This is a genomic window from Streptococcus mitis ATCC 6249, assembly GCF_000146585.1.
Lineage (GTDB): Bacteria > Bacillota > Bacilli > Lactobacillales > Streptococcaceae > Streptococcus > Streptococcus mitis_AZ.
The window spans coordinates 1,258,703-1,271,870 of sequence record NZ_GL397179.1 but is presented as its reverse complement, the minus strand read 5'-3'; the positions used below and the strand labels follow the sequence as shown (position 1 = coordinate 1,271,870).

The 13,168-nt window shown below is 41.4% G+C and carries 13 protein-coding genes and 2 tRNA genes; 14 read left to right on the top strand and 1 reads right to left on the bottom strand.

Annotated features, from left to right (window positions below):
- The first annotated feature begins 19 nt into the window (after window positions 1-19).
- The 14 genes from HMPREF8571_RS07950 (at window position 20) to HMPREF8571_RS07885 (ending at window position 12,282) form a co-directional block, all read left to right on the top strand.
- Window positions 20-1,057 (top strand): branched-chain amino acid aminotransferase, encoded by a 1,038-nt coding sequence (locus HMPREF8571_RS07950; RefSeq protein ID WP_303742777.1) that lies wholly within the window; start codon window positions 20-22, stop codon window positions 1,055-1,057.
- A gap of 112 nt (window positions 1,058-1,169) precedes the next feature.
- Window positions 1,170-1,400, top strand: coding sequence for a DUF2969 domain-containing protein (locus tag HMPREF8571_RS07945; RefSeq protein WP_000037107.1), 231 nt, complete (start codon window positions 1,170-1,172; stop codon window positions 1,398-1,400).
- A 49-nt stretch (window positions 1,401-1,449) separates the two neighbouring features.
- A tRNA-Tyr gene (locus tag HMPREF8571_RS07940) sits at window positions 1,450-1,530 on the top strand.
- Between the two features lie 8 nt (window positions 1,531-1,538).
- Window positions 1,539-1,610 (top strand) — tRNA-Gln (locus tag HMPREF8571_RS07935).
- Window positions 1,611-1,773: 163 nt separating this feature from the next.
- Window positions 1,774-2,976, top strand: coding sequence for a 30S ribosomal protein S1 (rpsA, locus tag HMPREF8571_RS07930; protein WP_001001616.1), 1,203 nt, complete (start codon window positions 1,774-1,776; stop codon window positions 2,974-2,976).
- An 82-nt stretch (window positions 2,977-3,058) separates the two neighbouring features.
- Window positions 3,059-3,556 carry a GAF domain-containing protein gene (locus HMPREF8571_RS07925; protein WP_000887134.1) on the top strand — a complete coding sequence of 166 codons (498 nt, stop codon included), beginning with the start codon at window positions 3,059-3,061 and terminating at the stop codon, window positions 3,554-3,556.
- Window positions 3,556-5,214: a DNA polymerase III subunit gamma/tau gene (gene dnaX / locus HMPREF8571_RS07920; RefSeq protein ID WP_000283850.1), complete on the top strand. Its 1,659-nt coding sequence runs from the start codon at window positions 3,556-3,558 to the stop codon at window positions 5,212-5,214. The genes HMPREF8571_RS07925 and dnaX overlap by 1 nt, the downstream gene beginning before the upstream one ends.
- Window positions 5,215-5,241: 27 nt before the next feature.
- A complete protein-coding gene (locus HMPREF8571_RS07915; protein WP_001081604.1) occupies window positions 5,242-5,436 on the top strand; it encodes a DUF3272 family protein in 195 nt (64 codons plus the stop codon).
- 149 nt (window positions 5,437-5,585) lie between these two features.
- The gene (gene sufC / locus HMPREF8571_RS07910; protein ID WP_000114489.1) at window positions 5,586-6,356 is read left to right on the top strand and encodes a Fe-S cluster assembly ATPase SufC; all 771 of its coding nucleotides are present in this window, start codon (window positions 5,586-5,588) and stop codon (window positions 6,354-6,356) included.
- A gap of 27 nt (window positions 6,357-6,383) precedes the next feature.
- Window positions 6,384-7,646 (top strand): Fe-S cluster assembly protein SufD, encoded by a 1,263-nt coding sequence (sufD, locus tag HMPREF8571_RS07905; RefSeq protein WP_000159854.1) that lies wholly within the window; start codon window positions 6,384-6,386, stop codon window positions 7,644-7,646.
- 10 nt (window positions 7,647-7,656) lie between these two features.
- Window positions 7,657-8,883, top strand: coding sequence for a cysteine desulfurase (locus tag HMPREF8571_RS07900; protein WP_000887692.1), 1,227 nt, complete (start codon window positions 7,657-7,659; stop codon window positions 8,881-8,883).
- On the top strand, window positions 8,870-9,310 hold the full coding sequence (gene sufU, locus HMPREF8571_RS07895; RefSeq protein ID WP_001218465.1) for a Fe-S cluster assembly sulfur transfer protein SufU: 441 nt from the start codon (window positions 8,870-8,872) through the stop codon (window positions 9,308-9,310). Before HMPREF8571_RS07900 ends, sufU begins: the two co-directional genes overlap by 14 nt.
- A 35-nt stretch (window positions 9,311-9,345) precedes the next feature.
- Window positions 9,346-10,758 (top strand): Fe-S cluster assembly protein SufB, encoded by a 1,413-nt coding sequence (gene sufB, locus HMPREF8571_RS07890; RefSeq protein WP_000797061.1) that lies wholly within the window; start codon window positions 9,346-9,348, stop codon window positions 10,756-10,758.
- Between the two features lie 126 nt (window positions 10,759-10,884).
- Complete coding sequence (locus tag HMPREF8571_RS07885) at window positions 10,885-12,282, top strand: APC family permease (protein WP_001020289.1); 1,398 nt, start codon at window positions 10,885-10,887, stop codon at window positions 12,280-12,282.
- 27 nt (window positions 12,283-12,309) lie between these two features.
- Here the strand turns inward: HMPREF8571_RS07885 and HMPREF8571_RS07880 are convergent, their stop codons facing one another.
- A complete protein-coding gene (locus tag HMPREF8571_RS07880) occupies window positions 12,310-13,158 on the bottom strand; it encodes a YitT family protein (RefSeq protein WP_000619967.1) in 849 nt (282 codons plus the stop codon).
- Window positions 13,159-13,168 lie beyond the last annotated feature (10 nt).

Genomic DNA, 13,168 nt, shown 5'->3' with positions numbered 1-13,168 from the left:
AACACATAGCTTGAATAGTATAAAGGAGAAACACATGACAGTTGCAATTGATTGGGAAAATCTTGGCTTTGCTTATATGAAATTACCTTACCGTTATATCGCTCATTACAAAAATGGAAAATGGGATCAAGGAGAATTGACAGAGGATGCAACCTTGCATATTTCAGAGTCTTCTCCAAGTCTCCACTATGGACAGCAAGCATTCGAGGGCTTGAAAGCCTATCGTACCAAGGATGGCGGTGTTCAACTGTTCCGTCCTGATGAAAATGCTAAGCGTTTGCAACGCACCTGCGACCGTCTCTTGATGCCTCAAGTACCAACAAAAATGTTTGTGGAAGCCTGTAAAGCGGTTGTGCGTGCAAATGAAGAATACGTACCACCATACGGAACAGGTGGAACCCTCTATCTTCGTCCGCTTTTGATTGGTGTTGGAGACATCATCGGGGTAAAACCTGCAGAGGAGTATATTTTCACTATCTTTGCCATGCCAGTTGGCAACTACTTCAAAGGTGGCTTGGTTCCAACTAATTTCTTGATTCAAGATGAATTTGACCGAGCAGCCCCACATGGTACAGGAGCTGCCAAGGTAGGCGGTAACTACGCTGCCAGTCTTCTACCAGGTAAAATGGCAAAATCACGTAATTTTTCAGATGTTATTTACCTAGATCCTGCTACCCACACCAAGATTGAGGAAGTCGGATCAGCCAACTTCTTTGGAATTACAGCGAATAACGAATTTGTAACGCCATTAAGCCCATCTATCTTACCTTCTATTACCAAGTACTCATTGCTTTACTTGGCTGAACACCGCTTGGGCTTGACACCGATCGAAGGTGATGTTCCGATTGATAATTTGGATCGTTTTGTAGAGGCAGGTGCTTGTGGAACAGCAGCAGTCATCTCTCCAATTGGGGGCATCCAACATGATGATGAATTCCATGTTTTCTATAGTGAAACAGAAGTAGGTCCTGTTACACGAAAACTCTATGATGAATTAACTGGTATCCAATTCGGTGATGTTGAAGCGCCTGAAGGATGGATTGTCAAAGTGGACTAAAAGACATGAAGTAAAGAAGAACTCCGTAGCAGTTGTAATGGCTGAAATGGAGTTTTTTCTTGCTAGTTTGAGCATTTTCTTGTACAATAGAAAAAGTGAAAAGAGGTAGAGTATGAGTAAAAAAGATAAGAAAATTGAAATTCAATTAACGGATGCAAAAGTGACTGTTGGAAAAGACAGCTATGAAGGATACGTTTTGACGATCGGGAAAAAGGTTATTGGGGAAATTGCCGAATTAGATAGCCAATTTGCCATCATAAAGAATGGAAATGTCGATAGTTTTTATAAAAAACTTGAAAAAGCTGTGGAAATTTTGATTGAAAACTATAATTTAACAAAATAATACTTGTTTTATTGAAAATTTCATGTTATAATAGTTCTCGTTAAACATTGGAGAGATAGCGAAGAGGCTAAACGCGGCGGACTGTAAATCCGCTCCTTCGGGTTCGGGGGTTCGAATCCCTCTCTCTCCATTTATCAATGGGGTATAGCCAAGCGGTAAGGCAAGGGACTTTGACTCCCTCATGCGTTGGTTCGAATCCAGCTACCCCAGTTCTTAGGTAATAAATTCAAGATAAAAAGAAAAATATCTTAGGGTATTTTATTTTTATAATTGATAGACGTGAACGATATGAACATGTCCTTGTGGGTGCTTAGGAAAAAAATTATAAGTATGTCAAGTTTAGAAAAAACTTGATCGTTGGAGGATTTTTTAGATGAACGAATTTGAAGATTTGCTAAATAGCGTTAGCCAAGTTGAGCCTGGTGATGTTGTTAGTGCTGAAGTATTGACAGTTGATGCGACTCAAGCTAACGTTGCAATCTCTGGGACTGGTGTTGAAGGTGTCTTGACTCTTCGCGAATTGACAAACGATCGCGATGCAGATATCAATGACTTTGTTAAAGTAGGAGAAGTATTGGATGTTCTTGTACTTCGTCAAGTAGTTGGTAAAGATACTGATACAGTTACATACCTTGTATCTAAAAAACGCCTTGAAGCTCGCAAAGCATGGGACAAACTTGTAGGACGCGAAGAAGAAGTTGTTACTGTTAAAGGAACTCGTGCCGTTAAAGGTGGACTTTCAGTAGAATTTGAAGGTGTTCGTGGATTCATCCCAGCTTCAATGTTGGATACTCGTTTCGTACGTAACACTGAGCGTTTCGTAGGTCAAGAATTTGATGCTAAAATCAAAGAAGTTGACGCTAAAGAGAACCGCTTCATCCTTTCACGTCGTGAAGTTGTTGAAGCAGCTACTGCAGCAGCTCGTGCTGAAGTATTCGGTAAGTTGGCTGTTGGTGATGTCGTAACTGGTAAAGTTGCTCGTATCACAAGCTTTGGTGCTTTCATCGACCTTGGTGGTGTTGACGGATTGGTTCACTTGACTGAATTGTCACACGAACGTAACGTTTCACCTAAATCAGTTGTAACTGTTGGTGAAGAAATTGAAGTGAAAATCCTTGATCTTAACGAAGAAGAAGGACGCGTATCACTTTCACTTAAAGCAACAACACCTGGACCATGGGATGGCGTTGAGCAAAAATTGGCTAAAGGTGATGTAGTAGAAGGAACAGTTAAACGTTTGACTGACTTCGGTGCATTTGTTGAAGTATTGCCAGGTATCGATGGACTTGTTCACGTATCACAAATTTCACACAAACGTATCGAAAATCCAAAAGAAGCTCTTACTGTTGGTCAAGAAGTTACTGTTAAAGTCCTTGATGTTAATGCTGATGCAGAACGTGTATCACTTTCTATCAAAGCTCTTGAAGAGCGTCCAGCTCAAGAAGAAGGACAAAAAGAAGAAAAACGTGCTGCTCGTCCACGTCGTCCAAAACGTCAAGAAAAACGTGATTTCGAACTTCCAGAAACACAAACAGGATTCTCAATGGCTGACTTGTTCGGTGATATCGAACTTTAATCAAATTGATAATCACAAAATCCTTTGTTTAAAACAAGGGATTTTTCTTTTGTCTCTTTCCCATTTTTGATATAATAGTTCTATGTTAGATTCAGAAAAACAATCACAATATCAATTGTTAAATGAGGAACTCTCTTATTTACTTGAAGGTGAGAGCAATATTCTTGCCAATCTTTCTAATGCTAGTGCCCTTCTAAAATCTCGATTCCCCAATACTGTATTTGCAGGTTTTTACCTGTTTGATGGTAGCGAGTTGGTTTTAGGTCCTTTTCAGGGCGGCGTTTCTTGCATTCGCATCCCGCTTGGAAAAGGCGTTTGTGGGGAAGCTGCTGAGTTTCAAGAGACTGTTTTAGTTGGCGATGTGAGTACCTATCCAAACTACATTTCTTGTGATAGTATGGCCAAGAGTGAAATCGTAGTTCCCATGCTTAAGAATGGAAGATTAGTCGGTGTATTAGATCTAGACTCTTCTCTGATTGATGATTACAATGCCATTGACCGTGATTACTTGGAACAATTTGTCGCTATTTTGCTTGAGAAGACAGAATGGGACTTTACGATGTTTGAGGAGAAAGCCTAATGTATCAAGCACTTTATCGAAAATATAGAAGTCAAACTTTTTCACAACTGGTAGGTCAAGAAGTTGTGGCGAAAACCCTAAAACAAGCGGTTGAGCAGGAAAAGATTAGTCACGCTTATCTTTTCTCAGGCCCTCGTGGAACTGGGAAAACCAGTGTAGCCAAGATTTTTGCCAAGGCTATGAACTGTCCGAACCAAGTGGACGGAGAACCATGTAATAGCTGCTATATCTGCCAAGCTGTGACAGAAGGTAGTTTAGAAGATGTTATCGAAATGGATGCAGCTTCGAATAACGGAGTCGATGAAATCCGTGAAATTCGTGATAAATCTACTTACGCTCCTAGTTTAGCACGTTATAAGGTCTATATCATAGACGAGGTTCACATGTTGTCTACAGGAGCCTTTAATGCGCTTTTGAAGACCCTAGAAGAACCAACACAAAATGTGGTCTTTATTTTGGCGACCACCGAATTGCACAAGATTCCAGCAACTATTTTATCGCGTGTCCAACGTTTTGAGTTTAAGTCGATTCGAACGCAAGATATCACAGCGCATATTCATCATATTTTAGAAAAAGAAAATATCAGTTCTGAACCAGATGCTATAGAAATCATTGCCAGACGAGCTGAAGGTGGGATGCGGGATGCCTTGTCTATTCTGGACCAAGCTTTAAGTTTGACGCAAGGGAATGCTTTAACCACAGCTATCTCTGAGGAGATTACAGGCACCATTAGTCTATCAGCGCTTGATGACTATGTAGCTGCCTTATCTCAGCAGGATGTTCCAAAAGCTCTTGATTCTTTGAATCTTTTGTTTGAAAATGGTAAGAGTATGACTCGTTTTGTGACGGACCTCTTGCAGTATTTGCGTGATTTACTAGTTGTTCAGACAGGTGGCGAAAATACTCATCATAGTCCAGTTTTTATGGACAATCTAGCTCTTTCCCAAGAAAGTCTCTTTGAAATGATTCGTCTAGCGACAGTGAGTTTAGCAGATATGAAGGCCAGTTTGCAACCTAAGATTTATGCTGAAATGATGACCATTCGTTTAGCAGAAATTAAGCCTGAATCTGCGGTTTCGGGAGCTGTTGAAAGTGAAATTTCTGCACTGAGACAGGAAGTTGCCCGTCTCAAACAAGAGCTTGCTAATGTTGGAACAGCTCCTAAACAAGTTGCCCCAGTCCCTAGTCGTCCAGCCACTTCCAAGACAGTCTATCGAGTGGATCGCAACAAAGTTCAGTCTATTCTGCAAGAAGCTGTTGAAAATCCTGATTTGGCACGACAAAACTTGATTCGCCTCCAGAATGCGTGGGGAGAAGTGATTGAAAGTTTAGCTGGACCAGATAAGGCTCTTCTCGTAGGTTCTCAACCAGTTGCGGCGAATGAACACCATGCTATTTTAGCCTTTGAGTCTAATTTCAATGCAGGGCAAACCATGAAACGGGATAACCTCAATACCATGTTTGGCAATATTCTCAGCCAAGCTGCTGGATTTTCACCTGAGATTCTGGCTATTTCCCTAGAGGAATGGAAAGAGGTTCGAGCAGCATTTTCAGCTAAAAACAAGTCTCCTCAAGCTGACCAAGAGGTGGAAGAAGAGAGCTTGATTCCAGAAGGATTCGAATTTCTAGCTGATAAAGTCATGGTTGAAGAAGACTAAAAGTGGATTTCATGATACAATAATCTTATGAATAGACAACAATTTATCATAATAGCGTTATTCACGGCAGCTGAGACTTATTTTTTCAATGAATCCTTGATGACTGGTCGCTACGTTATGGCAGCTTTTTGGGCGATTCTACTCTTTCGAAACTTTAGGTTAAGTTACCTGATGGGAAAAATTGTAGACGCTATTGATCAGCACCTAAACCGCAAGGATTAGCCCCAGCTTCTAGACAAAATCAAAGCCTTTTAGGCTTTTTTTTGTTATACTAGTAGAGTATATTTATTGACCTTTTGTCCTATTTTTTAGGGATTGTAAGCAATTTCCTAAAGTATTGAGCAAAATGTTTGAAAAAGAAAGGAACTATCATGTCAGTATTAGAGATCAAAGATCTTCACGTTGAGATTGAAGGAAAAGAAATTTTGAAAGGAGTCAATCTGACTCTGAAAACAGGAGAAATCGCAGCCATTATGGGACCAAATGGTACTGGTAAATCGACTCTTTCTGCAGCTATCATGGGAAACCCTAACTATGAGGTTACCAAAGGTGAGGTCTTGTTTGATGGTGTAAATATCCTTGAATTGGAAGTGGACGAGCGCGCACGTATGGGACTTTTCCTTGCTATGCAATACCCATCTGAAATTCCAGGAATTACTAACGCAGAGTTTCTTCGTGCAGCCATGAATGCTGGTAAAGAAGATGATGAAAAGATTTCAGTTCGTGAGTTTATCACTAAACTAGACGAGAAAATGGAATTGCTCAACATGAAAGAAGAAATGGCAGAGCGTTACCTCAACGAAGGCTTCTCTGGTGGTGAGAAAAAACGTAATGAAATTCTTCAACTCTTGATGTTGGAACCAACTTTTGCCCTTTTGGATGAGATTGACTCAGGTCTTGATATTGATGCCCTTAAGGTTGTATCGAAAGGTGTGAATGCTATGCGTGGTGAAGGCTTTGGTGCCATGATCATCACTCACTACCAACGTCTTTTGAACTACATCACACCAGACGTGGTACACGTGATGATGGAAGGTCGTGTGGTTCTTTCTGGTGGTCCAGAATTGGCAGCCCGATTGGAACGTGAAGGATACGCAAAATTAGCTGAAGAACTTGGCTATGACTACAAGGAAGAATTGTAATTCCCTCGTATCTTTTAGGAGAAGTAAATGACTAAAGAAACTATTAAACTTTTTTCAGAAATGCACGCTGAACCAAGCTGGTTGTCCGAACTCCGTCAAAAAGCTTTTGATAAGATTGAGAGTTTGGAATTACCAGTTATCGAGCGTGTGAAATTTCACCGTTGGAATCTGGGAGATGGAACCATCACAGAAAGTGAGCCTTCAGCAAATGTTCCTGACTTCACAGCTCTAGACAATCATTTGAAGTTGGTTCAAGTTGGAACTCAAACAGTTTTTGAACAAATTCCAGTTGAGTTGGCAGAACAAGGGGTTGTTTTTACAGACTTCCACTCAGCTTTAGAAGAAATTCCAGAACTTATCGAGGAATTCTTCATGTCATCTGTAAAATTTGACGATGACAAGTTGGCAGCTTACCATACAGCTTACTTTAACAGTGGTGCTGTTCTCTACATTCCTGATAACGTTGAGATTACAGAGCCAATCGAAGGAATTTTCTACCAAGACAGCGATAGCGATGTGCCCTTTAACAAGCATATTCTGATTATTGCTGGTAAGAACTCTAAAATAAGCTATCTTGAACGTCTAGAGTCACGAGGTGGAAGTAGTGCAAAAGCAACTGCCAATATCACAGTTGAAGTGATTGCTCGTTCTGGTGCGCAAGTAAAATTTGCTGCTATTGACCGTTTAGGTGAAAATGTCACTGCCTACATTAGCCGTCGTGGTAAACTAGGCAACGATGCAAGCATTGACTGGGCGATTGGTGTCATGAACGAAGGAAACGTCGTTGCAGACTTTGATAGCGACTTGATTGGAAATGGTAGCCATGCTGACCTTAAAGTCGTAGCTCTTTCAAGCGGCCGCCAGGTTCAAGGGATTGATACTCGAGTGACTAACTACGGCTGCAACTCAATCGGAAATATTCTCCAACATGGGGTTATCCTTGAAAAAGCAACCTTGACCTTCAACGGTATCGGACACATCATCAAAGGCGCTAAGGGAGCAGATGCGCAACAAGAGAGTCGTGTTCTCATGCTTTCAGACCAAGCACGTTCAGATGCTAACCCAATTCTTTTGATTGATGAAAATGATGTTACTGCAGGACACGCAGCGTCTATTGGACAAGTAGATCCAGAAGACATGTACTACCTTATGAGCCGTGGCTTGGACAAAGCAACTGCAGAACGTTTGGTTGTTCGTGGTTTCCTTGGCTCTGTTATCGTAGAGATTCCAGTCAAGGAAGTTCGTGATGAAATGATTGCAACCATCGAAGAAAAATTGTCAAAACGCTAAGGGGAAGCCTATGTTAGATGTAGAAGCGATTCGCAAGGATTTTCCAATTTTAGACCAGATTGTCAACGATGAACCTCTGGTCTATCTGGACAATGCTGCGACGACACAAAAACCACTAGCAGTTCTTGAAACAATCAACCGCTACTATGAGGAGGACAATGCCAATGTTCACCGTGGTGTTCATACCTTGGCAGAACGGGCAACAGCTTCTTATGAGGCAGCTCGTGAAACCATTGGTCAGTTTATCAATGCTGGTTCTACAAAGGAAGTACTCTTTACTAGAGGAACGACGACCAGTCTTAACTGGGTAGCGCGTTATGCTGAGGAAGTCTTGACTGAGAGAGACCAGGTCTTGATTTCTGTCATGGAACACCATTCCAATATCATTCCTTGGCAGGAGGCCTGTCGCAAGACTGGAGCAGAGCTTGTCTATGTTTATATCAAGGATGGAGCTCTGGATATGGAGGATTTGCGAGCCAAATTGACTGACAAGGTCAAGTTTGTTTCCCTAGCTCACGCCTCCAATGTTCTTGGTGTGGTCAATCCTATCAAAGAAATCACTCAAATGTCCCACCAAGTTGGAGCTATCATGGTGGTGGATGGTGCTCAGTCTACGCCACATATGAAGATTGATGTCCAGGACTTGGATGTGGACTTCTTTGCCTTTTCAGGGCACAAGATGGCTGGTCCGACTGGTATTGGTGTCCTTTACGGTAAAGAAAAGTATCTGGAGCAAATGTCACCAGTAGAATTTGGCGGCGAGATGATTGATTTTGTCTATGAGCAATCTGCTAGTTGGAAGGAATTGCCTTGGAAATTTGAGGCTGGAACGCCCAATATGGCAGGTGCTATCGGACTTGCTGCAGCAGTGGATTATCTGGAAAAGATTGGTATGGATGCCATTGAATCTCATGAACAGGAATTGATAGCCTACGTCTATCCAAAACTTCAGGCAATTGAAGGACTGACTATTTATGGTTCTCAGGACCTAACTCAACGTTCAGGTGTTATTGCCTTTAACCTAGGTGATCTCCATCCTCACGACCTTGCGACCGCTTTGGATTATGAAGGAGTAGCTGTTCGTGCCGGTCACCATTGTGCCCAACCCTTACTCCAGTATTTAGAAGTTCCAGCAACAGCTCGCGCAAGTTTTTATATCTACAATACCAAGGCAGATTGCGACAAGCTAGTTGATGCCTTACAAAAGACAAAGGAGTTTTTCAATGGCACTTTCTAAACTAGATAGCCTTTATATGGCAGTGGTAGCGGACCATTCGAAAAATCCACATCACCAAGGGAAGTTAGAAGACGCTGAGCAAATCAGTCTCAACAATCCGACTTGTGGGGATGTCATCAACCTCTCTGTCAAGTTTGATGCAGCCGATCGTTTGCAAGATATCGCTTTTCTAAACTCGGGTTGTACTATCTCAACTGCCTCTGCTAGTATGATGACAGATGCCGTTTTAGGAAAAAGCAAACAAGAAATTTTAGAACTTGCGACTATTTTTTCAGAAATGGTCCAAGGTCAAAAAGATGACAGACAAGACAGTCTTGGAGATGCAGCTTTCTTATCTGGTGTAGCTAAATTCCCACAAAGAATTAAGTGTGCAACCTTAGCTTGGAATGCTCTCAAAAAAACAATTGAAAATCAAGAAGATAAATAAGAAACATAGAAATATATAATGAAAGAAAGGATATTATGGCTGAAGAAAGAGTAGAACCAAAACCAATTGACCTTGGTGAATATAAATTTGGTTTCCATGACGATGTAGAGCCTGTCCTATCGACAGGAAAAGGGCTCAACGAAGGTGTTATTCGTGAATTATCTGCTGCCAAGGGTGAGCCTGAGTGGATGCTGGAGTTCCGTTTGAAGTCTTATGAAACCTTTAAGAAAATGCCCATGCAAACTTGGGGAGCAGACTTGTCAGAGATTGACTTTGATGATTTGATCTACTACCAAAAACCATCTGACAAACCAGCCCGTTCTTGGGATGATGTACCTGAAAAGATCAAAGAAACCTTTGAACGTATTGGAATTCCAGAAGCTGAGCGTGCTTATCTAGCTGGAGCTTCTGCCCAGTACGAGTCAGAAGTGGTATACCACAACATGAAGGAAGAGTTTGAGAAGTTAGGAATTATCTTTACAGATACGGATTCTGCCCTCAAGGAATACCCAGACTTGTTTAAACAATACTTTGCGAAGTTGGTCCCGCCGACAGATAATAAGTTGGCAGCCCTTAACTCAGCAGTATGGTCTGGTGGAACCTTTATCTACGTACCGAAAGGGATCAAGGTAGATATTCCACTTCAAACTTACTTCCGTATCAACAATGAAAATACTGGTCAGTTTGAACGTACCTTAATTATCGTTGATGAGGGAGCAAGTGTACACTATGTAGAAGGATGTACAGCGCCAACTTATTCAAGCAACAGCTTACACGCAGCCATTGTAGAAATCTTTGCTTTGGACGGAGCTTATATGCGTTATACGACTATCCAAAACTGGTCTGATAACGTCTATAACTTGGTTACAAAACGTGCTAAAGCTCAAAAAGATGCTACTGTTGAGTGGATCGATGGAAACTTGGGTGCAAAAACAACCATGAAATACCCATCTGTTTACCTTGATGGAGAAGGAGCGCGTGGAACTATGCTCTCTATCGCCTTTGCCAATGCTGGGCAACACCAAGACACAGGGGCTAAGATGATCCACAACGCTCCACATACAAGCTCGTCTATCGTGTCAAAATCCATCGCTAAAGGTGGAGGTAAAGTGGACTACCGTGGACAAGTAACCTTTAACAAGAACTCTAAGAAATCTGTTTCTCACATCGAGTGTGATACCATTATCATGGATGACTTGTCAGCATCAGATACCATTCCGTTTAATGAAATTCACAACTCACAAGTCGCATTGGAACACGAAGCCAAGGTATCTAAGATTTCAGAAGAACAACTCTATTACCTCATGAGCCGTGGTTTGTCAGAAACTGAGGCAACCGAGATGATTGTCATGGGATTTGTGGAGCCCTTCACCAAAGAACTTCCAATGGAATACGCCGTTGAGCTAAACCGCTTGATTAGCTATGAAATGGAAGGATCAGTTGGGTAAGAATATGCAGAATCTGAACAGAAATCCTTTCTGTTCAGAATTTTTTTTAAAAAAGAACCTAATAAATATTCACAAAAATACTTTTATGTGGTAAAATAAAACAATTACATTTAGTGGAGATGAAGTATGAATATTTTTAGAACCAAGGATGTTAGTCTGGGACGAACGGAAATGCGTCGCCATTTGAAATTATGGGATTTGATTTTACTAGGAATTGGTGCCATGGTAGGGACAGGGATTTTCACCATTACAGGAACAGCAGCAGCAACACTAGCTGGTCCTTCACTAGTTGCTTCCATAGTGATTTCTGCCCTATGCGTTTCTTTATCAGCCCTCTTTTTTGCAGAATTTGCCTCTCGTGTGCCTGCAACAGGAGGTGCTTATAGTTATCTCTATGCGATCTTAGGAGAATTGCCAGCCTGGATTGCCGGTTGGTTGACCATCATGGAATTCATGACGGCCATATCGGGTGTGGCATCTGGCTGGGCAGCTTACTTTAAGGGCTTACTCAGTAATTATGGTATCTCCATGCCCCAAGCCTTAAATGGTACTTTTAACCCCGAACAAGGCACCTATATCGACCTTTTACCTATTTTGGTGCTTGCTTTGGTAACAGGAGTAGTTTTATTAAATTCCAAGGCAGCCTTGCGCTTTAATTCGCTACTAGTGGTCTTGAAATTCTCTGCTCTAGCCTTGTTTATCCTAGTTGGGATTTGGCACATCAAACCTGAAAATTGGTCAAATTTTGCTCCCTTTGGCTTTGGTCAACTATATGGTGGAAGTACTGGAATAATGGCAGGAGCCTCTTTGATGTTCTTTGGTTTCCTTGGTTTTGAGTCAATTTCCATGGCAGTTGATGAGATTCAAAGTCCGCAAAAGAATGTTCCTCGAGGAATTGTCCTTTCTCTGTCAATCGTCACTATTCTCTATGCTTTGGTAACCTTAGTATTAACTGGGGTTGTTCACTATAGCCAACTCAATGTGGACGATGCAGTAGCCTTCTCTTTGCGTAGTATCGGGATTGGCTGGGCAGCCAACTATGTTTCGCTTGTAGCCATTTTAACCTTGATTACTGTGTGTATTTCCATGACCTACGCTCTGTCTCGAATGATTTACAGCTTAGCACGTGATGGTCTTTTGCCTCAAAGCTTCAAACAACTAAGCAAAAGCAGCCGAGTTCCAAAGAATGCGACTATTTTAACAGGGTTTGCTTCAGCCATTGCTGCGGGCATTTTCCCCTTGGCAAGCATTGCAGCCTTTCTGAATATCTGTACACTAGCCTATCTCATCTTACTTGCCTATGGCATTATCAAACTCAGAAAAGATAAGGGGATGCCAAAAGAAGGAGAATTCAAAACTCCTTTAGTGCCGCTTTTGCCAATCCTTTCCATTCTTATCTGTCTTTCCTTTATGCTTCAGTATACCAAGGAAACATGGATTGCCTTTGGACTTGCTTTGTTGGTTGGACTAGTGATTTACTTTACTTATGGCTATCGTCATTCTACACTTTCTAAACAAAAATAAAAGCTGGGATTTCCCAGCTTTTTTGTTTTATTCTTTTATGTAGGTAAATCCTTCCCCAAGAATCTCATGAGCTTCAGTGATGGTAATAAAGGCTTGAGGATCTATATGGTGAATCATATCCTTCATTTTAACGATTTCGTTTCGACCGACGATACAATAAATGATTTTCAAATCTTTCTTACTGTAGTAGCCTTGACCAGAGATATAGGTCACGCCACGCCCTAGTTCTTCATTGATTTTATCAGCTAATTGCTCAGGATACTGAGTGATAATCATAAATCCTTTACCAGCATAGCCCCCTTCACCGATCAAGTCGATAACACGAGCGATGATAAAGTCAAACAAGAGAGTATAGGTAACGAGACGAAGATCTTGGAAGATAATTAAAATCAACATTAGGATAAAAAAGTCAATCCCAAAGAGCAATTTACCAATTGAGATATTGGTGTATTTATTGAGGATACGGGCAACAATATCTGAACCACCAGTCGTCCCACCAGCATTAAAAATAGCTCCTAAACCGACTCCCAGTAAAACACCAGAAACTAGCGAAACGATAATGAGATCCCCTTGTAGGTCAAACTGTAAAGGAATTTTTTCAAAGACAGCAAGCCAGACCGAGAGGGAGATAGTTCCCAAGAGACTGGTGTAGAGAGTTTTAGGACCAAATATTTTCCAGGCTAGGATAAATAAAGGAATATTGATCAAGAGGTTCATCAGTGAGACTGGAATTTTAAAGAGGTAGAAGGTAATGAGTGTAATACCTGTCGCACCACCCTCAAATAGATGATAGGGAACTACAAAGTAGGTGAGACCAAAGGCATAAATAGCTGTCCCTAGTATGATAGTGATAATAGGCTGAACTTTTCGAATCATGATTCTCCCT